25 protein-coding genes are annotated in these 26,416 nt (G+C 57.0%); 14 read left to right on the top strand and 11 right to left on the bottom strand.

Annotated elements, in window-relative coordinates; all coding sequences use genetic code 11:
* Window positions 1–25 precede the first annotated feature (25 nt).
* Window positions 26–484 carry an RES family NAD+ phosphorylase gene (locus ACR3EJ_RS09265; protein ID WP_170541314.1) on the bottom strand — a complete coding sequence of 153 codons (459 nt, stop codon included), beginning with the start codon at window positions 482–484 and terminating at the stop codon, window positions 26–28.
* A gap of 1 nt (window position 485) precedes the next feature.
* Complete coding sequence (trxB, locus tag ACR3EJ_RS09270; RefSeq protein ID WP_170472933.1) at window positions 486–1,427, bottom strand: thioredoxin-disulfide reductase; 942 nt, start codon at window positions 1,425–1,427, stop codon at window positions 486–488.
* 227 nt (window positions 1,428–1,654) lie between these two features.
* Here trxB and ACR3EJ_RS09275 point away from each other — a divergent pair, with 227 nt between their 5' ends.
* Window positions 1,655–2,155: an Lrp/AsnC family transcriptional regulator gene (locus tag ACR3EJ_RS09275; protein WP_010441796.1), complete on the top strand. Its 501-nt coding sequence runs from the start codon at window positions 1,655–1,657 to the stop codon at window positions 2,153–2,155.
* A gap of 119 nt (window positions 2,156–2,274) precedes the next feature.
* Here the strand turns inward: ACR3EJ_RS09275 and ACR3EJ_RS09280 are convergent, their stop codons facing one another.
* The 4 genes from ACR3EJ_RS09280 to lgt form a co-directional block, all read right to left on the bottom strand.
* On the bottom strand, window positions 2,275–3,057 hold the full coding sequence (locus ACR3EJ_RS09280) for a Hint domain-containing protein (protein ID WP_170541310.1): 783 nt from the start codon (window positions 3,055–3,057) through the stop codon (window positions 2,275–2,277).
* Window positions 3,058–3,782: 725 nt separating this feature from the next.
* A complete protein-coding gene (gene pgeF, locus ACR3EJ_RS09285) occupies window positions 3,783–4,541 on the bottom strand; it encodes a peptidoglycan editing factor PgeF (RefSeq protein WP_170541307.1) in 759 nt (252 codons plus the stop codon).
* Window positions 4,538–5,605, bottom strand: a complete 1,068-nt coding sequence (locus ACR3EJ_RS09290; RefSeq protein WP_170541304.1) for an SAM-dependent methyltransferase — start codon at window positions 5,603–5,605, stop codon at window positions 4,538–4,540. Before ACR3EJ_RS09290 ends, pgeF begins: the two co-directional genes overlap by 4 nt.
* Complete coding sequence (lgt, locus tag ACR3EJ_RS09295; RefSeq protein ID WP_170541301.1) at window positions 5,602–6,489, bottom strand: prolipoprotein diacylglyceryl transferase; 888 nt, start codon at window positions 6,487–6,489, stop codon at window positions 5,602–5,604. The genes ACR3EJ_RS09290 and lgt overlap by 4 nt, the downstream gene beginning before the upstream one ends.
* Before the next feature lie 97 nt (window positions 6,490–6,586).
* Between lgt and ACR3EJ_RS09300 the strand changes: the two genes are divergently transcribed.
* From ACR3EJ_RS09300 to ACR3EJ_RS09320, 5 genes are all read left to right on the top strand, one after another.
* Window positions 6,587–6,835 carry an accessory factor UbiK family protein gene (locus ACR3EJ_RS09300; protein WP_010441801.1) on the top strand — a complete coding sequence of 83 codons (249 nt, stop codon included), beginning with the start codon at window positions 6,587–6,589 and terminating at the stop codon, window positions 6,833–6,835.
* Window positions 6,836–7,149: 314 nt separating this feature from the next.
* Entirely contained in the window at window positions 7,150–7,650 is a 501-nt protein-coding gene (locus ACR3EJ_RS09305; protein ID WP_170541298.1) for a YbjN domain-containing protein, read from the top strand.
* Between the two features lie 33 nt (window positions 7,651–7,683).
* Window positions 7,684–8,499 (top strand): pyrroline-5-carboxylate reductase, encoded by an 816-nt coding sequence (gene proC, locus ACR3EJ_RS09310; protein ID WP_170541295.1) that lies wholly within the window; start codon window positions 7,684–7,686, stop codon window positions 8,497–8,499.
* On the top strand, window positions 8,492–8,830 hold the full coding sequence (locus ACR3EJ_RS09315) for a tRNA-binding protein (protein WP_170472910.1): 339 nt from the start codon (window positions 8,492–8,494) through the stop codon (window positions 8,828–8,830). Before proC ends, ACR3EJ_RS09315 begins: the two co-directional genes overlap by 8 nt.
* Window positions 8,830–9,780: a 2-hydroxyacid dehydrogenase gene (locus ACR3EJ_RS09320; protein ID WP_170541292.1), complete on the top strand. Its 951-nt coding sequence runs from the start codon at window positions 8,830–8,832 to the stop codon at window positions 9,778–9,780. The genes ACR3EJ_RS09315 and ACR3EJ_RS09320 overlap by 1 nt, the downstream gene beginning before the upstream one ends.
* On the opposite strand, the gene ACR3EJ_RS09325 is transcribed toward ACR3EJ_RS09320, so the two are convergent.
* Complete coding sequence (locus ACR3EJ_RS09325; protein WP_170541289.1) at window positions 9,777–10,355, bottom strand: thymidine kinase; 579 nt, start codon at window positions 10,353–10,355, stop codon at window positions 9,777–9,779. The genes ACR3EJ_RS09320 and ACR3EJ_RS09325 overlap by 4 nt on opposite strands.
* A gap of 358 nt (window positions 10,356–10,713) precedes the next feature.
* Between ACR3EJ_RS09325 and ACR3EJ_RS09330 the strand changes: the two genes are divergently transcribed.
* On the top strand, window positions 10,714–11,175 hold the full coding sequence (locus ACR3EJ_RS09330) for a hypothetical protein (protein WP_170472887.1): 462 nt from the start codon (window positions 10,714–10,716) through the stop codon (window positions 11,173–11,175).
* Between the two features lie 104 nt (window positions 11,176–11,279).
* Here ACR3EJ_RS09330 and ACR3EJ_RS09335 read toward each other — a convergent pair whose 3' ends face one another.
* The gene (locus ACR3EJ_RS09335; protein ID WP_170541286.1) at window positions 11,280–11,966 is read right to left on the bottom strand and encodes a hypothetical protein; all 687 of its coding nucleotides are present in this window, start codon (window positions 11,964–11,966) and stop codon (window positions 11,280–11,282) included.
* A gap of 187 nt (window positions 11,967–12,153) precedes the next feature.
* Window positions 12,154–13,278 (bottom strand): beta-ketoacyl-ACP synthase III, encoded by a 1,125-nt coding sequence (locus ACR3EJ_RS09340; RefSeq protein ID WP_170541283.1) that lies wholly within the window; start codon window positions 13,276–13,278, stop codon window positions 12,154–12,156.
* 154 nt (window positions 13,279–13,432) lie between these two features.
* Between ACR3EJ_RS09340 and ACR3EJ_RS09345 the strand changes: the two genes are divergently transcribed.
* From ACR3EJ_RS09345 to ACR3EJ_RS09355, 3 genes are read left to right on the top strand one after another with little or no spacing between them, the layout of a single operon-like run.
* Window positions 13,433–13,900, top strand: coding sequence for a MarR family winged helix-turn-helix transcriptional regulator (locus ACR3EJ_RS09345; protein ID WP_170541280.1), 468 nt, complete (start codon window positions 13,433–13,435; stop codon window positions 13,898–13,900).
* Window positions 13,897–14,934 (top strand): efflux RND transporter periplasmic adaptor subunit, encoded by a 1,038-nt coding sequence (locus ACR3EJ_RS09350; RefSeq protein WP_170541277.1) that lies wholly within the window; start codon window positions 13,897–13,899, stop codon window positions 14,932–14,934. The genes ACR3EJ_RS09345 and ACR3EJ_RS09350 overlap by 4 nt, the downstream gene beginning before the upstream one ends.
* A 10-nt stretch (window positions 14,935–14,944) precedes the next feature.
* On the top strand, window positions 14,945–17,986 hold the full coding sequence (locus ACR3EJ_RS09355) for an efflux RND transporter permease subunit (RefSeq protein ID WP_170541274.1): 3,042 nt from the start codon (window positions 14,945–14,947) through the stop codon (window positions 17,984–17,986).
* A 20-nt stretch (window positions 17,987–18,006) separates the two neighbouring features.
* On the opposite strand, the gene ACR3EJ_RS09360 is transcribed toward ACR3EJ_RS09355, so the two are convergent.
* Together ACR3EJ_RS09360 and carB are read right to left on the bottom strand one after the other, a co-directional pair.
* A complete protein-coding gene (locus ACR3EJ_RS09360; protein ID WP_170541271.1) occupies window positions 18,007–18,417 on the bottom strand; it encodes a VOC family protein in 411 nt (136 codons plus the stop codon).
* 109 nt (window positions 18,418–18,526) lie between these two features.
* Window positions 18,527–21,871, bottom strand: a complete 3,345-nt coding sequence (gene carB, locus ACR3EJ_RS09365) for a carbamoyl-phosphate synthase large subunit (RefSeq protein ID WP_170541268.1) — start codon at window positions 21,869–21,871, stop codon at window positions 18,527–18,529.
* A 177-nt stretch (window positions 21,872–22,048) separates the two neighbouring features.
* Here carB and ACR3EJ_RS09370 point away from each other — a divergent pair, with 177 nt between their 5' ends.
* From ACR3EJ_RS09370 to aspS, 4 genes are all read left to right on the top strand, one after another.
* Window positions 22,049–23,176 carry an aminodeoxychorismate synthase component I gene (locus ACR3EJ_RS09370; protein ID WP_170541265.1) on the top strand — a complete coding sequence of 376 codons (1,128 nt, stop codon included), beginning with the start codon at window positions 22,049–22,051 and terminating at the stop codon, window positions 23,174–23,176.
* On the top strand, window positions 23,131–23,778 hold the full coding sequence (locus ACR3EJ_RS09375; protein WP_170541262.1) for an aminotransferase class IV family protein: 648 nt from the start codon (window positions 23,131–23,133) through the stop codon (window positions 23,776–23,778). Before ACR3EJ_RS09370 ends, ACR3EJ_RS09375 begins: the two co-directional genes overlap by 46 nt.
* A complete protein-coding gene (locus ACR3EJ_RS09380) occupies window positions 23,775–24,446 on the top strand; it encodes a type II CAAX endopeptidase family protein (protein ID WP_170541259.1) in 672 nt (223 codons plus the stop codon). Before ACR3EJ_RS09375 ends, ACR3EJ_RS09380 begins: the two co-directional genes overlap by 4 nt.
* A 79-nt stretch (window positions 24,447–24,525) precedes the next feature.
* Window positions 24,526–26,301, top strand: a complete 1,776-nt coding sequence (aspS, locus tag ACR3EJ_RS09385) for an aspartate--tRNA ligase (RefSeq protein ID WP_170541256.1) — start codon at window positions 24,526–24,528, stop codon at window positions 26,299–26,301.
* Window positions 26,302–26,416: the final 115 nt, after the last annotated feature.

The raw sequence follows: 26,416 nt of genomic DNA on the forward strand, positions 1-26,416 counted from the left end.
ATACGGCGGTGTGCGCCGGTCAAGGTTACCTTTCGGGAAGCCAATCGTTAGGCGTGCTAGCCGGCTGTATCAAATTGACCCCAGTACTGAACAACACGAGATGGCTAAGTTCGGGCCGCGAACGCGAACTGTACAACAGCCCGTCCGCGCTAACTGCGCGTGCTTCATCCGAAAATCGCCAAGTTGGGGAAGGGGTGCCGTTGTCCCGCAGGTCTTGCCAGACAATCGAGACATCGGCGTGCCCCCGCAAGTCCATCAAATGCGCTGCGGAAACCTGAAACTGTTGAATTACACGCGGCGGATCGCATGGCGAGACATAGCGCCGTATGGCGATCCCAGCTCCTTCTGCGCTTAGTGAAGCATACAGGGCGAATTGGCCGGAATGATGAAACCGGCCTTCGGGTGCGCGGGCAGGTGCCAATGGGATGCCCAATTGGCTGCGGAACAGAATTCTCCAGACCGGGCCGGAGAACTCTGTGATCATTCTAGTCGTTCTCCGCCAGGAACCGCTCGGCGTCCAGCGCAGCCATGCAACCCATGCCAGCGCTCGTTACAGCCTGACGATACACATGATCGGTCAAGTCCCCGGCTGCGAAGACGCCCGGAACCGAGGTCTCGGTCGTGCCCGGTTTGGTAATGACGTAGCCCCCCATGTGGGTTTCCAAGGTGTCTTTAACCAGTTCATTCGCCGGGGCGTGACCGATAGCGACAAACACGCCTTTGCACGGGATTTCGGTGATCTCTCCGGTTTTGACGTTCTTGACTTTGACGCCTTCGACGCCCAGCGGAGCATCGGTGCCAACGACCTCGTCCAATTCATGGAACCACAGCGGCTCGATCTTTTCGTTCTTGAGCAGCCGGTCCTGCAGAATCTTCTCGGCGCGCAGCTCATCGCGGCGGTGGATCAGAGTGACCTTGCTGGCAAAGTTGGTCAGGAACAGCGCCTCTTCCACTGCGGTGTTCCCGCCCCCGATAACCACAATTTCCTGCCCACGATAAAAGAACCCGTCACAGGTGGCACAGGCCGAAACACCAAAGCCTTTGAATTTTTCCTCGGATGGCAGGCCGAGCCATTTGGCCCGCGCGCCAGTGGCCAGGATTACCGCATCGGCAGTATAAACCGTGCCGCTGTCACCCTTGGCCGTGAAGGGGCGCTGGCTGAGGTCCAGATCGTTGATGATGTCACCGATGACCTCGCATCCCATGGCCTTGGCGTGATCCTGCATCCGCACCATCAGATCCGGCCCTTGCACCTCGGTGTCACCGGGCCAGTTCTCGACTTCGGTAGTAGTGGTCAGTTGCCCTCCAGGCTCGATCCCCTGCACCAGAATCGGCTCCAGCATGGCGCGGCTTGCGTAGACGCCAGCAGTGTATCCGGCCGGTCCCGATCCGATGATCAAAACCTTTGTGTGTCGTGTTTCAGCCATGGTATCCCCACTCGATCTGCCTTTTAGGGCAATTTTCCAATCCGGATCGATATAGCGACCACAACGCAGAGCTTAAAGCCCTTTCATTTTGCGAGCGCGTGATGCGACTGATGACAGGTTAATCGGGCGAACATACATTTGAGATAACGAAAATTGCTCAGTCGTGAAATATTATTGCGCCCACCGGGGCTGCTGATATAACAACCTGAAAAATTTAGGAGCATTCGATGGTCGCGACCCGATTGGATGAAATCGACCGCAAGATTCTTGCGGAGCTGCAGGCCGACGGCCGAATGACCAATGTTGAACTTGCCAAACGCGTTGGAATATCGGCTCCACCCTGTCTGCGACGGGTGCGGACATTGGAGGATTCGGGCTATATCCATGGTTACCATGCGGATGTGAACGCCCGCGAACTTGGATTCGAGGTGCAGGTTTTTGCGATGGTCGGGTTGGAAAGCCAGGCTGAATCCGAACTCAGTGCCTTTGAAGACCGTTGCCGCGAATGGCCTTTAGTCCGTGAATGCCACATGTTGAATGGCGAGGTGGATTTCATCCTGAAATGCGTTGCACCGGATCTCAGCAGTTTTCAGCAATTTCTTACGGGCGAGTTGCTAACGACGCCAAACGTTGCCAGCGTGAAAACCTCGCTCGTTATCCGAGGCGCAAAAGACGAGCCAGGCGTACCATTTGACGTACTGGAAGACCGGATGAACCAGACGGCCTGACCCTGATGCCAGATTGATCCACCGCGCATGGTGACAGCACCGCTGCCACAGCCAGGGAAAGTGCCCAAATTACTAATATCTGCATGATGCCTCTACACTTGCAGTAATCGTTAACCATTTCACGCTGTTAAGGCGTCAATTTCACCATCTCCGGCCCTTGGCAAGAGCAATGGGCCAAAATCGTTCAGTGATTCGATATGTGAGAATAGATTCAGATAGATCGATCGCAAAGAGTGGCTGATCATCCGTACGGCGTTAACGCCGGGATGGTAGGTTTCGAATTGCAGACCATCAACCCGGATGACCGAATGTCGTGCGACGCAGATATGGAACAACTCGACCGGAGTCGGCGGTAGTGTTTCAATTACGCTCGTACCGTCTTGGAACTCATTCACGGGTGTCAGCATAGGTTGGCCGGCATGCAAATGGCGCATATGCGCTGGTGTCGCGAGCAGACGTGCTGCGGGACCAGCGATAACGCCCGACATTGGTTTCTGCATCCCAAAGGTATCGGCCATAATTCGGGTCAGCGGACGGGTCCGTCCTCGCGAATCTTCGCGCCCCGGGATTAGTGTTACAGACCCCTTCCAAAGCACCGTTTCGGATGATCCGTTCTGAGTAAGAACATCATCACCGGGCATCAGGTCTTCAATGGCCATCGGACCATGCGTTGACTCGACCAACGAGCCACGTGTAAAGGCGCAAAACGCATCTTCGAACATCGGTAAGGCTGGTGCGATATGCCTTGTCTGTGAAACATCCCCATTTTCCAGCAAGCAAGAAACTTCGTACCTTCGAAGCTGGGCCTTAGGTTTTGTTGACGGCCCAGGCACATCGCGCAACAGCGCTGACGTCTCGACCGCGTTTCTGGCAGCTTGTGCCAGAGAATTTGGAATAGCCATATATTCCGTCTCCTCTAAATACCGTCCGGGCATTTTGAACCCCCGTGCAACTGCGCCAAACGGCTATGTTCTTTGTCTTTAATCAAAGGGATAAACACCGGCCGATGCTGCAAGTGCGCAGCGCCGCGAAAAGTAAACACCAATGTTCATGGTCAATTTCATGACCCCCCAGACAAACTCGTAAACTGCAGGCTTCAATTGCCCGCACGCACACGCTCCGAAACATGGTCGCAATCTCGATCGCGACCCCACATACCGAACCAGAGCATTACCCGGTATGTGTCTTGCCCGTTGAGACCGGCAGCTGGTCCCATGGGGTTGCTTGTCAGCGTCTCGCCGCCAGGCGGCGCGCAACTCTGACAGAGTGACTAGAAACCCGCTTCCAGGGCATTTCTGGTTCCTGATCCTTAAGGGCCGTAAGCACGGCATTCAGAAAGCGCGATTTCATTCTCATATTCATCATCCTGCTTCGTTGGGGCGAAACGCCCGGTTCCTGTATGTCGACCAAATGTGATGCGGCTTTGCGGCACCGATAAGGCTGATCCGGGATGAATTCAGGACAATAAGAAGGTTTTAGTTACCTCTTGGCTACGTACGCCAACGCTCAGTTGCCCCAATTTCGGGTAACCGTCTGAGCATTGGTGAAAATTTGAGACGATTCTGTGACAGATAAACACAATAAATGTGGCAGAATCTGGGCGAAGTTGACTTAATTCGGGCTAGATCTATAGCCTGATCGCTGAAATCAACCTGCCGTAATCGACCTCATTGGCGTGGGTTGAACGCCGATAGGAATAAAACCTATCAGGGTCGGAATACGTGCAGTGCTTAATCCATTCGGCTTGTCCAACACCGGCCTGACGCAAACGGTGCAGGCCAAACGCGGGTAAGTCAAAGTGCAGGCGGTCGCCTTCGCCATTTGCGAAGAATCGCGTATTTTCCGACGAGTCAGCGATAAAGCTGTCCAGAAATTCCGGGCCAACTTCGTATGCACGTTGCGAAATGGTTGGACCAATGACCGCTGCAGTGTTTGCCCGTGTGGCCCCCAATCCCTCCATCGCATCAAGAGTTGCCTCTAGAACGCCGTCTAACGCTCCGCGCCAACCCGCGTGCGCCGCACCGATCACTTTTGCGTCAGAATCAGCCAATAGAACTGGCTGACAATCCGCCGTCAATATCGTCAGGGCGAGGCCTGGCGTCGCCGTAACAACCGCGTCTGCTTTGGGCTTCTCGCCATTAATTGGTCCGTCCACGGTGATTACGGTTGGAGAATGCACCTGATGCACGCCGATCAAGCCCTCTGGGGTGACTTCCATGGCCTGGGCGACGCGCCTACGATTCAAGGCTACGGCCTCGGCCAGATCAGTTGAACCGGTTCCGCAATTGAGACCGGCATAAATGCCGGACGAGGCGCCGCCACGACGACTGAAGAACCCGTGTCGCACTGGGGACAGAATATCAGAGGTGAGGATTTCCAATGTCATGGTTCCAGTCCCGGTGGCGGTGCAGCGTGTTGCGGATATAGGCCCAGTACTTTGAACAGGTTTCCCATTTCATCCGGGTGCGTCAACCGTCGATGTGCGGATATCAGCGCCTCAAGCTGTGACCCGCTGAGCCGGCTAGCAAGAGACTGAGCACGCGCAGTGATCCCTAGGCGTTCAAGAAACACCCCTTGCGGTGTCAACCTTGAATGGACACAGCCCGCAGCGCGCGCCGTAACCGCCAATGCCTCAAAGTCGACATGCGCTGTCAGGTCTGCCTGGCCGGGTTGGTCCAATGGGTCGATTGGTTTTTGTGTCTGCAAGGCTTGCAAAGTGTCTCCAAGTGATCGCCAGTCGCCATAATCGATGATGAGCCCGGCCCCGCCATTCCGTGAAATCTGCCCCGCGACGCTACTCAGAATGGAGGTTGCAGCAGCGCATAACTCGACCAGATCGCCATCCTGTGTATCCTGTAATCGTTCGTTCAGTGCAGCCTGAGGGGTCTGCGCGCCAAGTCCGAATGCAAGTGAAGTGCCGTCACGCCCGACCAATCGCTCGCGCCAACCTTCGCCGTCACGCAGGAACTGACGTACGGGAAGAGCATCGAAGAATTCGTTTGCCACCAGATACAGCGGAAGATCCGGTAGATCAGAAATGGCCTCGACCCATTGGGGTTTATAGTTCTGCAGGGTTTTGGACTGGATGCTGCGCAGGACCGGAGAGGCCTCGAACAGCATAATCTCGATCGCGCTATGAAATCCGGGAACACCTTTTGTCGCGCGCAAGATGTCTGCCATTAGCGTGCCACGACCGGGGCCAAGCTCTGCCAGTGCGACGCGTTCGGGTTTGCCCTGATCAAGCCAGCATTGCGCTAGACACAAACCGATCAACTCGCCGAACATTTGGCTGATTTCTGGAGCAGTGATGAAATCACCTTGGGCGCCCAGCGGGTCGCGGGTCGCGTAATAGCCATGCTCGGGATGCATCAGGCATTCGGTCATGTAGTCGGCGACGGTCATGGGGCCATCATTTTGAATGCGGAGGAGCAGAAGATCCTTCAGATTCATGATCTACGCCGCGCCCGCAGCGCAAACCAAAGGCCAAGTGCAATCATCGGCAATGATAAAAGCTGCCCCATGGTCAAGCCGTACCCACCCACATGCCATGCAAGCCCCAGCGGGTTGCCGGGTGTGATAAATTGGGCGTCCGGCTGGCGAAAGAACTCGACCAGGAAACGCGAAGCGCCGTAGCCTGCAAGAAACACGCCCATAATCAGACCGGGTTTCTGAAACGCGCCACGCCGATAGGCCAACCAGATCAGTAGTGCACCAAGAAGCAGCCCCTCAAGTGCTGCTTCATACAGCTGCGAAGGATGGCGGGCGCACATTCCGGCCACAACGCCGGGACAATCCTGTGCCGCGCTGCCGGGAAAGATCACCGCCCATGGCAGCTCACTGGGCCGCCCCCAAAGTTCGGCATTGCTGAAATTCGCGAGCCGCCCCAGCAGTAACCCGGGTGGCACCGTGTGGGCGACCAGATCGGCTAGCGAGAGAAGCGGAATCTTGTGGCGCTTACCGTACAGATAACTGGCGATGATCACGCCCAGCAGGCCGCCATGAAACGCCATGCCGCCTTGCCAGACCATCAGGATTTCCAGCGGGTGCGATAGGTAGTAGGCGGGCTGATAGAAAAGGACGAAACCCAAGCGGCCCCCAAGGATGACACCCGCGATGATCCAGGTCACTAAATCCTCAAGCTGGTCGGGGCGCATCGGGGGTGTCTCGTCCGTCCAAAGCCCAGGTCGCCGCAGCGCGATCAGCGCCACGCGCCAAGCAATCAGAATGCCAACGATATAGGCCAGCGCATACCAGCGCAGCGCAAACTCCATCCCGAACACAGAGATCGAGAAAACGTCGGGTGACAGATCGGGAAAATTCAGTACAGCCTGCATGTGCGTCTCATTGCCCGGGGTTTACGGGGCAAGTCAACCTTGAGCCCGGGCCATTCTTTACCCATATAGAGAGCAATCGTGAAATCGGAGAAAGCCCATGCAAACCCGTAACAAGATTCTGGACGATATGTCTCAACTCATGACCAACGCCATGGGCGTGGCGCAAGGGGCGCGGGAAGAAGCTGAAAATGCGATGAAGTCGATGATGGATCGCTGGCTGGCTGATCGCGACTTTGTCACCCGGGAAGAGTTTGATGCAGTTCGGGCCATGGCGCAGAAAGCGCGCGAAGAAAATGCCGCGCTTGAACAGCGTATTGCCGCACTTGAAGCGAAGCTGGACAAATAAGTCCGACTGAATTGCAAATTTCAGGCAAAGACAATCAGCCGCGCAATCCAGACTTGGATTGAGCGGTGTCGTGTATGATGCCGCCTTGCAGAAAATAATCAAGACAAAGCTGCGTGAGACGCCAATATTTTGATCGGCGTTGCCAACTGTCCACAACTTATTGCTGTTATCCCCAATAATTAGGGTTGCCAGAACCCGGCGTGCGTCGCACCATATTTAGTACAGACAGACTGGGGAAGCCCGGCTTGTAGAGCAGGCAACTAGCGCTGGGGCGCTGCCAGCCCCAAATTGCTAGAGATTAGTGAGGTGGCATTATGGCCCTTTCCGAGCAGTATCTCGAAGAAGACCTTCATCCGATCGACATTGTTGAACATCTTGCAGAACATCACGACTGGGATTTTGACCGAATCGGGGATGATCAGATTGCCATGGCCGTTGAAGGACAGTGGCGCACATACTCGATCACACTGGCCTGGTCGAATTACGACGAAACGCTGCGTATGGTATGTTCGTTCGAAATGGAGCCTCCAGCCGAGCGCGAAACCGAGCTTTATGAATTGCTGAACAAGATGAATGATCAGTGTTGGGCCGGGGCGTTTACCTACTGGGCCAATCAAAAATTGATGGTCTATCGCTATGGCTTGGTACTGGCCGGTGGTCAGACCGCCAGCCCGGAACAAATCGATACCATGATCACCGCAGCGGTACTGAGCGCCGAGCGCTACTACCCCGCGATCCAACTGGTGACCTGGGGCAACCGTGATCCCGAACAGGCAATGCAAGTCGCCATTGCAGAGGCTTACGGCCGCGCGTAAAGCTTTGCCCCAAACCATAGGGGAGGGGCAATCATGGATATCTCGCGCGTTGCCGAACAGGGGTTGGTGCTTCTGGGATGCGGCAAGATGGGTTCAGCGATGCTTGCGGGTTGGTTGGAACATGGCCTGCCCGCAGCGTCGGTTTGGGTGATCGATCCTTATCCCTCTGACTGGCTAAAGGCGCAGGGCGTCAACATAAACACGCCCCTTCCCGAATCCCCGGCAGTGGTTTTGGTGGCCGTTAAGCCGCAAATGATGGGTGAGGCTTTGCCTGCCATTCAGGCGCTGGGCGGTGGCGATAGTCTGTTCATTTCGGTCGCTGCCGGCACATCTTTGGCCACCTTCGAAAACGTTCTGGGTGCGGGCACACCCATCATCCGAGCAATGCCAAATACACCTGCAGCGGTTCGGCAGGGGATTACGGCGCTGATTGGTAACTCGGAAGCCTCGGATGCCGATATTGTATTGGCCGAGGGATTGCTTTCGGCGATTGGCGAAACGGTGCGCCTTGATGATGAGACGCAGATGGATGCCGTAACTGGCGTTAGTGGCTCAGGTCCGGCCTATGTCTTCCACTTAATTGAAACGCTGGCACAAGCAGGTGAAGCACATGGCTTGCCGTCTGAGCTGGCAATGAAGTTGGCCAAATCAACTGTCGCCGGGGCAGGGGCGTTAGCGATGGCCGCTGATGAACACCCATCGCAACTACGGGTCAATGTGACCTCGCCCAATGGCACCACGCAGGCAGCGCTTGAGGTGCTTATGCACGAAGAGGAAGGGTTCCCAGACCTGCTGCATCGTGCCGTCAAAGCCGCAACCAACCGATCCAAGGAGCTATCTCGTGAGTGAGATCACATTCGACGAATTTCTCAAAGTCGACATTCGTGTTGGCGAGGTCGTCCGTGCTGAACCATATCCAGAGGCTCGCAAGCCCGCGATCAAGATGTGGATCGACTTTGGTGATGAGATAGGTGAGCGCAAGACGTCTGCCCAGATCACCGCCCATTACGACCCGATGACTCTGGTGGGCAAGCAAGTGATGGCTGTTGTGAACTTCCCACCGCGTCAGATCGGCAAGTTCATGTCCGAGGTTCTGGTGCTGGGTCTTCCGGACGAAAACGGAGAGATCGTCCTGATCGGGCCGGACGGAGAGGTTCCTACCGGGGGGCGGATGCACTAATGAAATTGCTGATCGCCCGCCCAATGACTGAGGCTGTCGAAGCCCGTGCCCGAGCAGAGTTCGACGTCGAAATTCGTGAGGCGACCTCGCCTCTGACACAAGACGAGATGGTGCGCGCGCTGACCGAATTTGATGTCGTTATCCCCACGCTCGGAGATCAGTTTTCGGCACATGTGTTTGCCCAAACGTCTGAGCCACGCTGTAAACTGCTGGCAAATTTCGGCGTTGGCTACAATCATATTGATGTGGAAGCAGCGCGGACAGCAGGCCTTTCGGTAACCAACACGCCCGGCGCTGTTACAGATGCCACGGCAGACATTGCCATGACTCTGCTGTTGGCTACCGCGCGCCGTGCGGGTGAGGGGGAGCGTCTGGTTAGATCAGGCGGCTGGGAAGGATGGCACCCGACGCAAATGCTGGGCCATCATGTAAGCGGTAAGAAGGTGGGTATCGTGGGTATGGGGCGGATTGGGCAGGCGATTGCTCGACGCTGTCATTTTGGTTTTGGCATGAGCGTCGCGTATCAATCGCGCAGCCCAAAGCAGGTGGATTTTCCAACTGAGTACTTTCCCAATCTCGACGCATTGGCGGCGTCTGTAGATTTTCTTGTATTAGCCGTTCCCGGCGGGACTGAAACGCGCCATCTGGTTAACGCCGAAGTGCTGGAGGCGATGAAACCCGATGGAATTCTGGTCAACATCGCACGCGGTGAAGTCATAGATGAGACAGCGTTGATTGCTGCTTTGCAAGAAGGGCAGATCGCTGGCGCCGGATTGGACGTTTACGAATTCGAACCCGAAGTTCCACTTACTTTGCGCGAGATGCAGAATGTGACGCTGTTGCCGCATCTGGGTACGGCAACGGAAGAGGTGCGCACCGATATGGGCCATATGGCGCTGGACAATGTGGCGGCATTTGTTGCGGGGCGAGCCTTGCCCAACCCGGTCTAGTCGCCGACAATCTCGCGCCAGTGTTTGCGGCAGAGCGAAACATAGGTCTCGTTCCCGCCGATCTGGACTTGGGCCCCTTCGGTGATGGCGTTCCCGTTCTCGTCCTGACGAATCACCATGGTCGCCTTGCGGCCGCATTCGCAGATGGTTCGCACTTCGCGCATCTCGTCAGCTAATGCCAAAAGTGTGGCAGATCCCGGGAAGAGCTTGCCCTGAAAATCCACCCGCAATCCGTATGTCAGCACGGGAACTTTCAGGTCGTCTACAGCACGCGCAAGCTGCCAGACCTGTTCTTCCGACAGAAACTGGGCCTCATCAATGAACACGCAGGCAATCTGTCCCTTTTTCAGACGGTTCTCGATCATGGCAAACACATCGTCGGCGGGGTGAAATTTGTCCGCCTGTTCGGAAATGCCGATTCGCGAAGCGATCTGCCCCTCACCCGCGCGCCCATCGATGGCGGCGGTCATGAGATAGGTATCCATGCCGCGTTCGCGGTAGTTGTGCGAGGCCTGCAGTAACACGGTCGATTTGCCCGCGTTCATGGTCGAATAGTTGAAATAGAGCTTTGCCATGCCGTGGGTCTAATTCGCCTGATCGGTCTGGGCAAGCGGTCTCATGTACGGGGAAAGCGACGCCGCCGCTACAGCAGCAGAGGTCGAGCAGATGCTCTTGGGGATGGATAACCTCGCGTCCGCAACAGCGGCGTCTTCGGCCTATAGTTGGCCTATTTACTTTGCAAGGCGGTAATATTGCCCTGCAATCACTCTTTACCGGCACGAACGGCCGCCACTCACTCACAAAATCCCTGCATATCTGAGGGATAGTCAATTTATGGCATTTCAATTATGACTCGAATATGGGAAATTTCCCTACCCTTTCCCCCGGCACGGACAGGCGGGGGACAGGAGCGCAGGTAACAAGGGTAGCAACATGGCAGATATCGGGGCCTATCTGAAAAAGCACACCGAGGCATTGGTAAAGGATGTCGGGATCGAAGCCGCGTGCGAGATCACTGGTAAATCCAAAGCCACCCTGGGAAGATATTATTCTGATAATGCCGAACACGTTGACCGCTTCATGCCTGTGGATGCTGTTGCGCAACTGGAAAACGCCGCAGCTTACCCGCATGTCACCTCGGCACTGGCCGATTTGCAGGGTATCACCCTGTCTTATAACGGTCGGAATTCAGAAGGCCCTCGTACCGGTGGCGTGAATTCTGACGTCATTGCATTAAGCCAACGCTTTGCGATGCTGATGTCCGAATATCAGACCGCAATCGAAGATGGCATCATCACCGTCAACGAGGCAAAGCGCTTGCTGAAAGAGACCAGCATGCTGCAGCAGGTGCTGATCGAGATGAAGCTTCACCTTGAAGAAGAAAGCGTCAGCTGACGCATCCGCACTTGTTGGTGCTTAGTCTCTGCATGGATTTGCAATGATTTCTTGTTGAAGAAGGCGGCACGCAGGCCGCCTTTCTTCGTATTGAGCCCCTTCATTCAGCCTTCGTCGTTGTTGGCGTTCTTTCCACGCCCGGGGCTGGCCCCTTCTGAGCCATTCCCACCACCATTGTTGCCTTTGGCCCCGCCCTTTCCGGGCTTATCACCGCCATGGCCACCTTTGCCACCGCCCTTACCGGGCTTGTCGCCATCATTGCCGGGTTTGCCGTCACCCTTGCCGGGTTTGTCGCCACCTTTTCCGGGCTTGTCACCGTCATCACCGGGATTGGTGCCTCCATCGCCAGGGTTGTCTCCTCCATCTCCGGGTTCGCCCCCGCCGTTTCCAGGCGTATCTCCTTCGCCAGAACCAGGGCCTTCGCCTGTATTTGGTCCTGCGTCTTCATCTTTTTCAGCTACGGCGGACCTGAAATTCGGATCACTGCTGCGATCCTCCCCCGTCGATGCGCCGGTGACAGACGCCGTTGGAAGATCGACAAGCAAATCGGTTAGCCCTGGGCATAGCGCTGACGTGTTCTGCAAGATATCCGGCAGGTCCGAGCGTTTTTGCAGATGTTTGACAAAACCGGGCGTGACATGTGAGCAGTCGCAAAGCGTTCCATAATCACCACTATTCGCGGCGCTGCGCGCTGTGTTGACTGTACAGACCTGAGCCTCAGCAACAGCCGCGCTGCTGGACATGACTCCGATGAATGGCGCAGAAACCAGCGCGGCCATCCCAGTTTTCATCGATTTTCCCATACCTTAGGGCTCCCATCAATACTCCACTCGGATGCCCGGGGCACCCGTGTATGAGGTGTTGATCGAAGATGAAGGATCGGTGGGGCTTATCTGAAGAAATTTTCAAGCAACAATTTCGGGCTGAAACGGTGCAGGCCGAAAGGAACGGGTAGGTAAAGAAATGAACATATGCTGTTTATTGGTGCCGCTTCACAATCACTGATCCTACGGAATATCCAGCGCCAAATGAGCAGATTAGCCCCACATCGCCGTCACTCAGATCATCGGAGTGTTTCGAAAAAGCAATGATCGATCCTGCCGAGGATGTGTTGGCATAGTCTTGTAGAATATTAGGTTGCTCTTCCGCCTCAGGTTCACGGCCCAGAACCTTTTTGCCGATGAAATCATTCATAGTCTTGTTGGCCTGATGCAGCCACAGGCGCTTGAGATTATCACTGCTGATACCTTCGGCCTCCATATGGTCGCTGATATGTTTGCTGACCATGGGCAGCACTTCCTTGAACACTTTACGCCCGTTCTGCATAAACTGCATGTCGCGGCGATCCTTAACCCCGTCTGGACGAGAGCGGCGAAGGAAGCCGTTATTGTTCCGGATATTGTTGGAAAATGATGTGGCGCAGCGGGTCGAGATGATCTCGAAATGCGGGCCATTTGCATTGTCACGGCGTTCGACCAGTGTTGCTGTGGCCACATCACCAAAGATGAAGTGGCAATCCCGGTCGCGCCACTCCAGATGGCCCGAGCAAATCTCGGGGTTCACCACCAGCGCCGCACGTACCGATCCCGAGCGCACCATATCAGCCGCTGCCTGAATGCCGAAGGTGGCCGAGGAACAGGCCACGTTCATGTCAAACCCGAACCCTTCGATCCCAAGTGCCTGTTGAATCTCGATGGCAATCGCCGGGTATGCGCGTTCGTGGTTCGAGGCGGCGCAGATCACCAGATCGACATGCTCGGCATCGCGTCCAGCCTGAGCCAGGGCTTTGCGGCACGCATCCACGGCCATCTCGGTCATGATCCCCGGTTCGTCGTCGCTGCGCTGGCGCAGCGCTGGATGCATGATCTCGGGGTTCAGAACGCCGGTCTTATCCATCACATACCGGTTTTCAATCCCCGATGCTTTGACGATGAATTCTTCCGAGGAATGCTGCATCGGTTCCATCTCACCCGCTGCAATCGCATCCGCATATTCGGCGTTCATCCGGTCGGCATAGGCGTTGAACGCTTCCACCAGTTCGGCGTTGGTGATGATGTTCTCGGGCGTATAGACGCCGGTACCGGTGATGGCAGGGGTGTACATGGCGGGTCCTGATTTCATGATCTGAACAAAATGCAGCCCCAGCCGGTATTGATCAAGATGTGTTGACCCAAGGGAATGCACGCGCGGCCGCTTCAGAACTTGAATAGTTCATTATTCGAAGTATATTTCGCCGCGATTCGGATGGAAGAGACCCATGTCTGACGAAATCAGCACCCGACTAGGCCGCCTCAGCCCTGAGATTCAGGCGATGATGGGGGTCTATGCGCTTTACTGGAAACTGGAAGAGAGCTTTGATTGCATCGAAACGGACCTGAGCCATCAGGAATGCCATATGCTGATCAAGCTGGATGCGCCCAAACGTATGGGGGTGTTGGCGGCAGATATGCTGACCGTGCCATCCACGATCACCGCGACCGCCGATGCACTGGAACAGGCGGGGCATCTGACCCGGCAGCGCGATCCCGAAGACCGGCGCGCCTGGCTATTGGTGCTGACCGAACAGGGCGAAGAGGCCCGCAACATGCTGGTGGCCGTGGCTGGTGAGCTGTTTCACAGCGCATCCGGTCTGAACACCGAAGAAACCGCCGAGTTTGCACGGCTGGCTCACAAAATCCGTGACAACATTCTGAAAACCGGAATTCCCGAGGGATTGACGAAATGAAACTCCTGACCTCTGTTTGCCTCGCACTGTCCTTGTTGACTGCCCCCGCCATGGCGCAAGAGCCTGCAAAGCCTGTGAAACTGATGCAGGTCAGCGAAACTTCACCCGGCTTTTCGCGTCAGTTCTTCGGCCGGATCGCTGCGCGACAAACCGTTGATCTGGCGTTTCAGGTCGCGGGGCAGATCGTCGAGATGCCTGTGACCGAAGGTTTTGTGATCCCCAAAGGTGAACTGATTGCCCGTCTCGATCAGGAACCGTTTGAGCTGCAGTTCGACCGCACGCGCCTGCAGAAAGATCAGGCGGACCGCACCCTTGCCCGTCTGTCTCGACTGCGTGGAACGGCAGCCAGCCAAGTGGCCGTTGACGATGCCGAAACAGCGGCGCAACTGGCTGCGATTGCGGTACGGGACGCCGAATATGCGTTGGAGCATGCGACGCTGACCGCCCCGTTCGATGCGCTGGTCTCAAGCCGCGCGGTTGAAGCGTTTACAACTGTTTCAGCGGGCACGCCCATCGTGCGACTCCATGATATGTCCGAACTGCGGATTGAGGTCGACGTGCCCGAAATCCTGTTCCAGCGTTCCGGACAGCAGGATGATATTACCATTACTGCTAAGTTCCCGGTTAGCGATGAGATTTTTCCGCTGGAAATACGCGAATTCGACGCAGAATCCTCAAGCGTGGGCCAGACGTTCCGCATCCAGTTTGGTTTGACCCCGCCAGCGGGGTTGCAAATTCTACCCGGCTCCTCCGTAACGGTTACGGTGCAGGTGCAGGACGAGCGTACCGGGATCATCATCCCGCCCACGGCTATAGTCGCTGATGCCAGTGGAGCACTGGGCGCGATGGTCTTCTCGCCGGTTGGTGCCGATGAAGGCACCGTACGCCGGGTTCCCGTGACGATTGAACCCACCCAGAGCGGCGATGTCCGCGTACTCACCGGCTTGACCGATGGCGAAGAAATCGTCGTCGCCGGTGGTGGTGCGCTATCCGACGGACAAACTGTCCGCCGCTTTGTCGGCTTCTCGAACTAAGGGCGGTTTCATGAGCATCGCACGCGCTTCGATCGACCGGCCGCTTTATACGTGGTTGTTCATCCTGATTGCCCTGTTCGGCGGCATTTGGGGCTTCACGTCGCTGGGCCGCCTTGAAGACCCGGCTTTCACAATCAAACAGGCGGTGATCGCCACGCAATATCCCGGTGCGACCGCTGAACAGGTGGCGCTTGAAGTCTCGGAACCGCTGGAATCCGCCATTCAGCAGATGGGCGAGGTGGACGTCATCACTTCGGTCAATCGGCCCGGCCAATCGCTGATCGAGGTTGAGATCAAGTCCACCTATGACGGCAGCGAATTGCCCGACATCTGGACCCGCCTGCGCGCCAAGGTGCGCGACGCGGCACGTGGATTGCCTTCGGGCGTGGGTGTGCCCTATGTGAATGACGGGTTCGGGGATGTATTCGGCCTGTTCTATGCGGTCACAGCCGATGGGTTTTCGGACGCCGAAAAGCACGAGTTGGCGACCTTCCTGCGCCGCGAATTACTGACCGTTAGCGGAGTCGCTGATGTCGAGGTGCAGGGATTGCCGGACGAGGCGATCTTTATCGAGCCCGACCTGTCGATCTCGGTCAATCAGAACGTGCCCTTACAGGCGATCAACGAGGCCATCGCAAATGCGGATTCAGTCAACGCCTCGGGTTCATTGCGGTCGGAAGGCGATCGGACAACGATCCTGACGGCCGAAGGCTCGGACAGCGTGTCGGCCATAGCCGGGCTTTCGGTTGGTTCGCAGGGGCAGGTGATCAACCTGTTCGATATGTCAGATGTCTATCGTGGGCGGCAGAACGATCCCGATATCATGATCCGCTTCAACGGGACCGAGGCCTTCACTTTAGGTATTGCCGGGCTGGCCACCGAAAACATCGTCGAAGTTGGCCAGCGTGCAGACGCGAAACTGGCTGAGCTGAATTCTGAGGTTCCCTTTGGTGTCGAAATCCTGCCCATCTATCAGCAGCATGTTGTTGTCGATGAGGCCTCGAACGCCTTCCTGCTGAACCTCGCCATGTCAGTCAGCATCGTGGTCGCTGTTCTGGGCATTTTTATGGGCTGGCGTGCGGCAATCGTCGTGGGTTCCACCCTGTTGCTGACCGTTGTGGGCACGCTGCTTTTTATGTCGATGTTCTCGATCGAGATGGAGCGCATCTCACTGGGTGCTTTGATCATCGCGATGGGAATGTTGGTCGATAATGCCATCGTTGTGGCCGAAGGGATGCAGATCTCGATGTTGCGGGGCAAAAACTCTCGTGATGCGGCAGAAGATGTGGCCTCGAAAACGCAAATCCCGCTGCTGGGCGCGACGGTGATCGGGATTATGGCCTTCGCGGGGATCGGGCTCAGCCCTGATGCGACCGGTGAGTTCCTGTTCTCGCTATTCGCCGTGATCGGCATCTCACTTTTGCTTAGCTGGGTTCTGGCGATCACAGTGACACCATTGCTCGGCCACTATTTCTTCAAGCAGGGCAAAGAGGGCGAGATTGACGCCTATGGCGGCATTCTGTTCCGCGTCTACGGAGCAGTCCTGAACTGGGCGCTGCGGTTCCGTTGGCTGGTAGTGGCAGGATTGATAGCGATCACGGTCGCTTGCTTCGCAGGGTTCGGCCTAATGAAACAGCAGTTCTTCCCCAACTCAAACACGCCGCTGTTCTTCGTACACTACAAACTGCCGCAAGGCACGCCGATTGCCCGTACGGCGGAAGATATGGCTGTGTTTGAGGATTGGTTGGCTGAACGTGATGACGTCGTCTCAGTCGCCACGTTTGTAGGGCAGGGGGCCACGCGTTTTATGCTGACCTACGCCGCCGAGAAGCCCAACCCAAGCTATGGCCACATGATCATTCGCACCGAAACGCTCGACGATATCCCCGCCTTGCAGGCAGATCTCGAAGCATTCGGCTCAGCCCAATTCCCCGAAGGAGAGTTCCGAACCAAGCGTCTGATCTTTGGCCCGGGCGGAGGTGATCCGATCCAGGCGCGGTTCTCGGGCAGTGATCCGGTTGTTCTGCGCCAATTGGCCGAAGAAGCCGTGCAAAAAATGTCAGCGGCCTCCCCGAATGCGCTGCATGTGCATCACGATTGGCGCGAGCAGGAACTGGCTGTGCAGCCAATCTATGCGACAGAACGGGCGCAAACGGCAGGTGTGTCGCGAGAAGATATTGCCGCCACGCTGCAGTTTTCGACCGATGGGATTACCGGCGGTGTTCTGCGCGAACGTGACCGCCAGATCCCGATTATCCTGCGTCGCCCGGCAGATGGAGACTATTCGATTGTCGATCAGGTGGTCTATTCCGATCAGTCGGAACGGTTCGTGCCGATTGAACAGATGGTGGACGGGTTCGACTATAAGGCGCTGAACACGTTGGTGCATCGCCGTGACCGGGTGCTGACCATCACGGTTGGCGCGGATATCCCTCCTGACATGACCGCCGCGCAGGTCCATTCCGAAGTGCGCAGCGCCATTGAAGAGATGGAACTGCCCATTGGCTACAGCATGGAATGGGGCGGAGAGTTTGAAGACTCGGGCGATGCGCAGGCCAGCCTTGGGCGGCAATTGCCGCTGAGTCTGCTAATCATGGTGCTGATTTCCGTGCTGCTGTTCAACGCGATCCGACAACCCATCATCATCTGGCTGCTGGTTCCGATGTCGGTGAACGGGGTGGTCATCGGATTGCTTGGGACCGGACTTCCGTTCACCTTCACAGCGCTTTTGGGGCTGTTGAGCCTATCAGGCATGTTGATCAAGAACGGTATCGTGCTGGTCGAGGAAATCGATCTGGTCCGTGCGACCGGTAAAGCCTTGCGCCCCGCAATAGTCGAGGCCTCGGTCTCGCGTTTGCGACCTGTGATGCTTGCCGCGATCACGACCATTTTGGGGATGGCTCCGTTGCTGACCGATGCGTTCTTTGTGTCGATGGCGGTCACGATCATGGGCGGCCTAGCCTTTGCCACCATCCTGACCATGGTTGCTGCGCCCGTCTTCTACCTGTTGTTCTTCACCCGCGAAGAAAAACGGAGATTGGCGACCAGTTGATAAGGTCGCGGGCGATAAGATCAGTCGCCCGCATCCTTCTCGGGATCATAATGGTAGTAAAAGCAGGATAGCTTGTTTCCATCAGGATCACGCAGATAGGCAACATAGAAACCGGGCTCGTAGTGGGGTCGCACGCCCGGCTTTCCTTCGTCTGTGCCGCTGTTTTCCAGACCAGTGGCATGGAACCGCCGGACCTGATTGGCGTTTTGCGCTGGGAAGGCGATCATCGTGCCAATTCCGATGCTGGCGCGCGCACCGTCGAACGGCCTGCAGACCCAAAAACCAGTCCCACTGTGGGGATCGGTGCCCCATCCGGCCCAGCCATCGATCCATCCGGGCAGGCGTGGTTGTTCGAGAACCGCAAAGATCGCATCATAAAAACGGATCGCCCGTGGTAAGTCATTACTTCCGTATGTCGTATAGAGATCCATAAGCAGTCCCCCTTTGTCATCATCATGTGGAGGCCTGATGCAAAGGGGAAGTAAAAATGAAAGACCCCAGCCTGAGCCGGGGTCAAATCGCAAGAGGTTCTACCAGGATTTAGCCCTGTAGCGACTTCACCTCAACATCCTCTTCGGTCTGCGCCTTTATTGCCAGCGCTGCAGCGTGGCTTGCGGCGGCGGTGGTGTAGTAAGGGATCTTGTCATAGAGCGCGATAGAGCGGATGGCCTTGCTGTCCTCGACCGCTTGCGCGCCTTCGGTTGTGTTCATGAGCAGTTGAACCTGACCGTCTTTCAGCATGTCGACGACGTCGGGTCGGCCCTCATAGACCTTGTTGACTACTTCGCAGGCAACGCCTTGTTCTTCAAGCCAGCTTTGCGTGCCGCGTGTTGCGACAAGCGAAAAGCCCTGCTGTGTCAAAACCTGAGCGGCCTCAAGCATTGCATGACCCTTGTCTGCATCCTTGATCGAAATAAACGCACGACCCGAAGATGGCAGCACCATACCCGCCCCCATTTGCGCCTTCAGGAAAGCGCGTGGGAAGTCGCGGTCCCAGCCCATGACCTCTCCGGTTGAACGCATCTCGGGGCCGAGTATCGTATCGACGCCGGGGAAACGGGCAAAGGGCAGTACCGCCTCTTTGACCGAGAACCAGGGCATGTTCGGGTCGGCCAGAGTCATCTGGTCGGCGATCTTGGTGTCGTCTACTGTCTTGTAAGGTGGGCGTTTGGGGAAATCCGCCAGTTTTTCACCTGCCATTACGCGTGCGGCAATCGATGCAATCGCGCTGTCCGTCGCCTTAGCTACAAAGGGCACGGTACGCGAGGCGCGGGGGTTCACTTCGATCAGGTAAATCTCATCATCCTTGATCGCGAACTGGACGTTCATAAGGCCGACGACATTCAGCGCCTTGGCCAGTTTAAACGCCTGTTCTTTGATCTGCTCGATGATCTCGTCGGACAGCGAATATGGCGGCAGAGAACAAGCCGAGTCGCCCGAGTGGACGCCAGCCTCTTCGATGTGCTGCATGATGCCTGCGACGTGCACGTCGGTGCCATCGCACAGCGCGTCCACATCCAGTTCGACCGCACCGGCCAGATAGCTGTCCAACAGCACGGGGCTGTCGCCCGAGACCACCACGGCCTCGTTGATGTAGCGCCGCAGCTGATCCATATCGCGCACGATTTCCATCGCGCGACCACCCAGAACGTAGGACGGGCGGATCACCAGCGGGAATCCGATCTCTTCGGCAATCTCCAGCGCTTGCTCATCAGTCGAAGCAATGCCGTTCTTCGGCTGTTTCAGGCCCAGATCGTTGACCAACGCCTGGAACCGCTCGCGGTCTTCGGCAAGGTCGATGGCGTCTGGAGTGGTGCCAAGGATCGGAATGCCTTCAGCTTCAAGCGCGTTGGCCAGCTTCAGTGGGGTCTGTCCGCCGAACTGAACGATCACACCGTGCAGCGTTCCGTTTTCCTGCTCTTTGGTCAGGATTTCCATAACGTGCTCGAAAGTCAGCGGCTCGAAATACAGCCGGTCAGAGGTGTCATAATCGGTTGAAACCGTCTCGGGGTTGCAGTTGATCATGATGGTCTCATAGCCCGCTTCGGTCAGAGCGAAACAGGCGTGGCAGCAGCAATAATCGAACTCGATCCCCTGGCCGATCCGGTTCGGACCACCACCAAGGATGACGACCTTTTTGCGGTCGCTCGGGCGCGCCTCGCACTCAACCTCACCCATCATCGGGGCCTCGTAGGTCGAGTACATGTAAGGTGTCTGCGCTTCGAACTCAGCGGCGCAGGTGTCGATGCGTTTGAAGACTGCATTCACACCCAGATTGCGGCGGGCACGACGGACATTGTCTTCGTCGCGACCAGTCAGGTTGCCCAGTCGCGCATCAGTGAAGCCCAGCATTTTCAGTTTGCGGATACCGTCCTCGGTCACCGGCAGGCCGTCTTTACGAACCTGACGCTCGGCCTCGATAATCTCGCGGATGCGAGCCAGGAACCATGGGTCAAACTTGGTAACGCCGAAAATCTCGTCATCAGTCAGGCCGTGGCGCATCGCCTGGGCAATGGTGCGCAGACGATCTGGGGTCTGCTGGCTGATTGCCTTGATCACGGCAGCTTTGTCGTCGGCTTCTTCCCAAACACCTACATTCAGGCCGGGGATTTCAATCTCATCAAAGCCGGTCAGGCCGGATTCCATCGAAGCCAGGGCCTTCTGCATTGATTCGTGGATCGTGCGGCCGATCGACATGGCCTCACCTACCGACTTCATCGCGGTGGTTAGGTAGGGCTCAGACCCAGGGAATTTCTCAAACGCGAATTTCGGGATTTTGGTGACGACATAGTCGATGGTCGGCTCGAACGAGGCCGGTGTGACTTTGGTGATGTCGTTGTCCAATTCGTCCAGCGTATAGCCCACGGCCAGTTTCGCGGCGATCTTTGCAATCGGGAAACCCGTCGCTTTCGATGCCAGCGCGGACGACCGGGAAACGCGGGGGTTCATCTCGATCACGACCATGCGGCCGTCATCCGGGTTAATCGCCCATTGCACGTTCGAGCCGCCCGTTTCGACGCCGATTTCACGCAGCACGGCAATCGAGTGATTGCGCATGATCTGGTATTCTTTGTCGGTAAGCGTCAGGGCAGGGGCCACTGTGATCGAGTCACCTGTGTGCACGCCCATCGGATCGACGTTTTCGATGGAACAGACGATGATGGCGTTGTCGGCGGTGTCGCGCACCACCTCCATCTCATATTCTTTCCAGCCCAGCAGGCTTTCGTCGATCAGGATCTGACCCACGGGCGAGGCATCCATGCCCGAACGGCAAATATGGATGTAGTCCTCGCGGTTATACGCCACACCACCGCCGGTGCCGCCCAACGTGAAAGCGGGGCGAATGATGGCGGGCAGGCCCACGGTTTCAAGCGTGTCCAGCGCCAGCGCCACGCCCGCGTCGAGGTCCTTCTTGCCGTCCTCATCCTTGGGCGCGGTCACGATTTCAGCCTTGGGGTTTTCGATACCCAGCCGGTCCATTGCTTCGCGGAACAGAGCACGGTCTTCGGCCATTTCAATGGCGTCGCGTTTGGCGCCAATCATCTCGACACCGAACTCGTCCAGCACGCCCATCTCTTCCAGTGCCAACGAAGTGTTCAGGCCGGTCTGTCCGCCCATTGTGGGCAGCAGGGCATCGGGGCGTTCTTTTTCGATGATCTTGGCGACAACCTCGGGCGTGATCGGTTCGATATAGGTCGCATCGGCCAGACCGGGGTCGGTCATGATCGTGGCCGGGTTCGAGTTCACCAGAATGACCCTGTAGCCTTCTTCGCGCAGAGCCTTGCAAGCCTGTGCACCGGAATAGTCAAACTCGCACGCCTGACCGATAACAATGGGCCCCGCCCCGATGATCATGATCGACTGGATGTCGGTTCTTCTCGGCATGGCCTTGTTCCTTCGATTGTCCGCGAGTCAGGGCACCGCCCCAGCGCCCAAATTGTCCTGCGTTATAGGGACCGCGCGAAAAGGTGCAAGAGCTATCGGAAATGGGTTTAAAATTGCCGCTTTCCCCTCTTTCCCTCGGCGCGCTATTCTCTATACCGCGCAGCACGGCAAATGAGGATGCAATTGCGTATTCGTTTCGATCAAGGACCAGCCGGGCGCGGAACTCGTTTCGAGCGTCCAATCCGGATTATCCGCGCGGACAACGCGGAAGAGGTGCCCCAGGCTCTGGCGGCGCTTGATCAGGTGCGCGCGGATGGGGCTTGGCTGGCAGGATACGCAAGTTACGAACTTGGCTATGTGCTGGAACCACGACTCGCGGATCGATTGCCAGCAGGTCGTCGCCTGCCGTTGTTGTGTTTCGGGGTGTTTGATGAACCGGATCGCGTTGGCTTGTCACAAAATATTGGCGGTATCACCGCGTTTCAGCCCCGTTGGGACGAGGCGCGATATACGCAGGCCTTCCGTACGGTGCATGACGCTATTGGTGCTGGGGACATCTATCAGGCTAATCTCACTTTCCCGATAGACCTGGAAGTGACCGGGGGCAGCGCCGCGCTTTACGCTACGCTGGCGGCGGGCCAGCCTGTTGGTCATGGCGCATTGGTCCAGCAGGATGGCTTGCCCGACTTGCTGAGCCGATCTCCTGAACTGTTCTTCCGTACCGATGCCGAAGGTCGGATCGAAACGCGCCCGATGAAGGGCACCCAACCGCGCAGCGAAGACCCGGTCGAAGACGAACGCCGCCGCGTTTTCTTGTCGTCAGACGGAAAGAACCGGGCTGAGAATCTGATGATCGTTGATCTGTTACGCAACGATATCAGCCGGGTGGCTTTGGCCGGGTCGGTAAAAGTGCCCGAGCTGTTCAAGGTCGAGACCTATGCAACCGTGCACCAGATGGTCTCGCTGGTGCAGGCGCAATTGCATGTCGGCGTCGGGTTGTCGGATATTCTGACAGCCCTCTTCCCGTGCGGCTCGATCACCGGGGCACCTAAGATCAGGGCGATGGAAATCCTGTCTGATCTTGAGCCGTGGCCCCGCGATGCCTATTGCGGCACCATTGGCTGGGCAGCACCGGATGGGCGATCTGAATTCAACGTGGCCATCCGCACTCTTATGGTTGAAGACGACAAAGCGACCCTGAATGTGGGCGGCGGGCTGGTCTGGGACAGCACTGCCCCTTCAGAATATGAGGAGGCGCTATGGAAAGCCCGCTTCGCCCACCAACTGAGCCTGATTTCCGTCTGATCGAAACTCTGGCGTTCCGGCCGGGGCAGGGGTTTGTTAGGCTCGACCGCCATCTGTCCCGCATGGCCCGCACAGCTGAGAAGTTGGGGATTGCGTTTGACCGAACCGCCGCGCGGATGATTCTGGACGCGAGTTCGGGTGAGATTGCATTGCGCTGCCGTTTGACCCTGGACACGGATGGCAAATTTGACCTGACAACCGGAGGACTGGCCGCCAATCCCCACGTCTGGCGCGTGGATCTGGCCAAACAGAGGCTCTCTTCATCGGATATCTGGCTGCGTCACAAAACGACCCGCAGGGCCGTTTATGACATGGCGCGCGCGGGCTTGTCGGCCGGTGTTGATGAGCTTTTGTTTCTGAACGAACGGGATGAGTTATGCGAAGGCACCATAACGAACCTGTTCCTGACCATGCCGGATGGAACGCAACTGACGCCAACGCTGCAATGCGGATTGCTTCCCGGAGTTCTGCGTGAGGAATTGCTGGACAATAAACAAGTTACCGAAGCTGTTCTAACCTTGACCGATATTCAAAACGCACAATCTATCTACTTTGGAAATTCCCTGCGGGGGCTGATCCGGGCGGAGCTTGTGGCACCTTGAGCAAAAACACCGAGTGGGTGGGCACCCCAGCAACCAACCAACGCCTCAGGATCGAGTTCATACTATTCTATGTCGCCGTCCCGGTCCTGATCGCGACTTTGTTCCCGCCGAGCTGGATGTTTCCTTCTCTCTTTGCGTTTTCCGGCCTCGGCATTTTGCTTCTGCAGGATACGCCCGGATTCTCTTGGGCCGAGCTTCGATATGGTTGGCGAAACTGGTCGTGGACGGAAATCGTTGCATTTGCCCTGTTCATGGCTGCCTTCTGTTCCGCCCTAGTATTGTGGGCACGACCCGATGCGGCCTTTGCTTTGCTGCTGTATCGCCCGGAGATGCTGATATTCATTTGGATCGGCTACCCGTTGCTGTCCGCTCTGCCGCAAGAGCTGCTGTTCCGCTCGCTCTTTTTCCGGCGCTATCATTCGATCTTGCCCCAAGGGCAGGCGGCCTATTTGCTGAACGCCGGGCTGTTTTCGCTTGCGCACCTGATGTATTGGAGCTGGGTCGTCGCGATCATGACCTTCGCCGGGGGCCTTCTATTCACCTGGGCGTATCGCAAGCGAGGGTCATTCTTCTATGCTGTTCTTCTGCATGCAATTGCCGGCAATATTATCTTCGCGGCTGGGCTTGGTGTCTATTTCTACTCGGGCAACGTGCAAAGGCCGTTTTGACGGCGCGACCCGCCTTGACTTTCCTAGCCCAAAGGGGTGTATCGGCGCGACGAATTCTGCGCCCGAAGGGATATGATCCATGCACGCCTATCGCAGCCACACCTGCGCCGCTCTGACCGCCGCCAATGTCGGTGAAACCGTCCGCCTGTCTGGCTGGGTGCATCGGGTTCGAGATCACGGCGGTGTGCTGTTCATCGACTTGCGCGACCATTTCGGTGTGACACAGGTTCTGTGCGACGGCGACAGTGCAGCCTTTGCTGAACTGGAAAAGGTCCGTTCCGAGTGGTGTATCCGCATCGACGGTACTGTCAAAGCCCGCGACGCTGATCTCGTTAACCCGAAATTGCCAACAGGTGAGATCGAGGTTTACGTGCGCGAACTGGAAGTTCTGGGCGCTGCCGATGAACTGCCGTTGATGGTGTTCGGCGATCAGGAATACCCCGAGGAAACCCGTCTGCGCTATCGTTACCTCGACCTGCGTCGCGAGGCGATGCAGCAGAACATGACCCTGCGCTCGGATGTTGTTGCATCCATGCGCCGCCGCATGTGGGATCAGGGGTTCCGCGAGTATCAGACACCGATCATCACCGCCTCGTCGCCCGAAGGGGCTCGCGATTTCCTCGTGCCATCGCGTCTGCACCCGGGCAAATTCTACGCGTTGCCGCAGGCGCCGCAGCAGTTCAAACAGCTGATCATGGTGTCGGGTTTCGACAAATATTTCCAGATCGCACCCTGCTTCCGCGACGAAGACCCGCGCGCTGACCGTTCGCCGACCGATTTTTACCAGCTTGACCTCGAGATGTCGTTTGTCGAGCAGCAGGACGTGTTCGACACCATCCAGCCCGTTCTGACCGGCGTGTTCGAAGAGTTCGGCGGTGGTCGCAAGGTCGATCAGGAGTGGCCGCAAATCTCCTACAAGGACTCGGCCCTGTGGTACGGCACCGACAAGCCCGACCTACGCAATCCTATTAAAATGCAAGTGGTCTCCGACCACTTCCGTGGGTCTGGCTTCGCGATATTCGCGAAGCTGTTGGAGCAGGACGGCACCGAAATCCGCGCCATCCCTGCGCCGAGCGGTGGCAGCCGCAAGTTCTGTGACCGTATGAACGCCTTTGCCCAGAAAGAAGGTTTGCCCGGCATGGGTTACATTTTCTGGCGGGATCAGGGCGAAGGTATGGAAGCCGCAGGTCCGCTGGCCAAAAACATCGGCCCCGAACGCACCGAGGCAATCCGTCAGCAATTGGGTCTGGGCGTCGGTGATGCGGCGTTCTTCTTGGGCGGTAAACCGAAGGCCTTTGAAAAGGTCGCTGGCAAAGCGCGGGATGTGATTGGCGAAGAGCTTGGTCTGACTGAAAAAGACCGTTTTGCCTTTGCCTGGATCGTGGACTTCCCGATCTACGAGCAGGATGAAGAAACCGGCGCGATTGATTTCGAACACAACCCGTTCTCGATGCCGCAGGGCGGAATGGAAGCTTTGCAGGGCGACCCTCTGGACGTACGTGGGTATCAGTATGATCTGGCTTGCAACGGCTACGAGTTGGTGTCGGGTGCGATCCGGAACCACAAGCCCGAGATCATGTTGAAGGCCTTTGAACTAGCAGGTTACGGCGAAGACGAAGTCAAATCCCGCTTTGGCGCTTTGTTCAACGCATTCCACTACGGCGCGCCGCCGCACGGTGGCTGCGCCGCTGGTATCGACCGGATCGTGATGCTGTTGGCGGATGAGGCCAACATCCGCGAGGTGATGATGTTCCCGATGAACCAGCGCGCCGAAGACCTGATGATGGATGCACCCTCTGATCCGACATCGGATCAGCTGATGGAGTTGGGTCTAAGGATCATTCCACAGGACTAAAGCCAACCGCTCGCCTTGAGCGGGCAGCTTTTGTCTTGCTGGTGGCAAAGACCCAAACACGCAGCGATGATTGCGAGATTGGTCGCGTATTGTAGAAGTACCTGCCACGGTTCAG

Source organism: Ruegeria sp. AB11, from assembly GCF_056536325.1.

Excerpts from the sequence above, each read along its gene's own strand:
- ACR3EJ_RS09355 (WP_170541274.1), top strand. The coding sequence starts at position 14,945 with ATGAGCATCGCACGCGCTTCGATCGACCGGCCGCTTTATACGTGGTTG.
- ACR3EJ_RS09275 (WP_010441796.1), top strand. The coding sequence starts at position 1,655 with ATGGTCGCGACCCGATTGGATGAAATCGACCGCAAGATTCTTGCGGAG.
- trxB (WP_170472933.1), bottom strand. The coding sequence starts at position 1,427 with ATGGCTGAAACACGACACACAAAGGTTTTGATCATCGGATCGGGACCG.
- proC (WP_170541295.1), top strand. The coding sequence starts at position 7,684 with ATGGATATCTCGCGCGTTGCCGAACAGGGGTTGGTGCTTCTGGGATGC.
- ACR3EJ_RS09375 (WP_170541262.1), top strand. The coding sequence starts at position 23,131 with ATGGAAAGCCCGCTTCGCCCACCAACTGAGCCTGATTTCCGTCTGATC.
- pgeF (WP_170541307.1), bottom strand. The coding sequence starts at position 4,541 with ATGACATTGGAAATCCTCACCTCTGATATTCTGTCCCCAGTGCGACAC.
- ACR3EJ_RS09265 (WP_170541314.1), bottom strand. The coding sequence starts at position 484 with ATGATCACAGAGTTCTCCGGCCCGGTCTGGAGAATTCTGTTCCGCAGC.
- ACR3EJ_RS09330 (WP_170472887.1), top strand. The coding sequence starts at position 10,714 with ATGGCAGATATCGGGGCCTATCTGAAAAAGCACACCGAGGCATTGGTA.
- ACR3EJ_RS09280 (WP_170541310.1), bottom strand. The coding sequence starts at position 3,057 with ATGGCTATTCCAAATTCTCTGGCACAAGCTGCCAGAAACGCGGTCGAG.
- lgt (WP_170541301.1), bottom strand. The coding sequence starts at position 6,489 with ATGCAGGCTGTACTGAATTTTCCCGATCTGTCACCCGACGTTTTCTCG.
- ACR3EJ_RS09305 (WP_170541298.1), top strand. The coding sequence starts at position 7,150 with ATGGCCCTTTCCGAGCAGTATCTCGAAGAAGACCTTCATCCGATCGAC.
- ACR3EJ_RS09345 (WP_170541280.1), top strand. The coding sequence starts at position 13,433 with ATGTCTGACGAAATCAGCACCCGACTAGGCCGCCTCAGCCCTGAGATT.
- carB (WP_170541268.1), bottom strand. The coding sequence starts at position 21,871 with ATGCCGAGAAGAACCGACATCCAGTCGATCATGATCATCGGGGCGGGG.
- ACR3EJ_RS09290 (WP_170541304.1), bottom strand. The coding sequence starts at position 5,605 with ATGAATCTGAAGGATCTTCTGCTCCTCCGCATTCAAAATGATGGCCCC.
- ACR3EJ_RS09300 (WP_010441801.1), top strand. The coding sequence starts at position 6,587 with ATGCAAACCCGTAACAAGATTCTGGACGATATGTCTCAACTCATGACC.
- ACR3EJ_RS09335 (WP_170541286.1), bottom strand. The coding sequence starts at position 11,966 with ATGAAAACTGGGATGGCCGCGCTGGTTTCTGCGCCATTCATCGGAGTC.
- ACR3EJ_RS09350 (WP_170541277.1), top strand. The coding sequence starts at position 13,897 with ATGAAACTCCTGACCTCTGTTTGCCTCGCACTGTCCTTGTTGACTGCC.
- ACR3EJ_RS09320 (WP_170541292.1), top strand. The coding sequence starts at position 8,830 with ATGAAATTGCTGATCGCCCGCCCAATGACTGAGGCTGTCGAAGCCCGT.
- ACR3EJ_RS09360 (WP_170541271.1), bottom strand. The coding sequence starts at position 18,417 with ATGGATCTCTATACGACATACGGAAGTAATGACTTACCACGGGCGATC.
- ACR3EJ_RS09340 (WP_170541283.1), bottom strand. The coding sequence starts at position 13,278 with ATGTACACCCCTGCCATCACCGGTACCGGCGTCTATACGCCCGAGAAC.
- aspS (WP_170541256.1), top strand. The coding sequence starts at position 24,526 with ATGCACGCCTATCGCAGCCACACCTGCGCCGCTCTGACCGCCGCCAAT.
- ACR3EJ_RS09370 (WP_170541265.1), top strand. The coding sequence starts at position 22,049 with ATGCAATTGCGTATTCGTTTCGATCAAGGACCAGCCGGGCGCGGAACT.
- ACR3EJ_RS09325 (WP_170541289.1), bottom strand. The coding sequence starts at position 10,355 with ATGGCAAAGCTCTATTTCAACTATTCGACCATGAACGCGGGCAAATCG.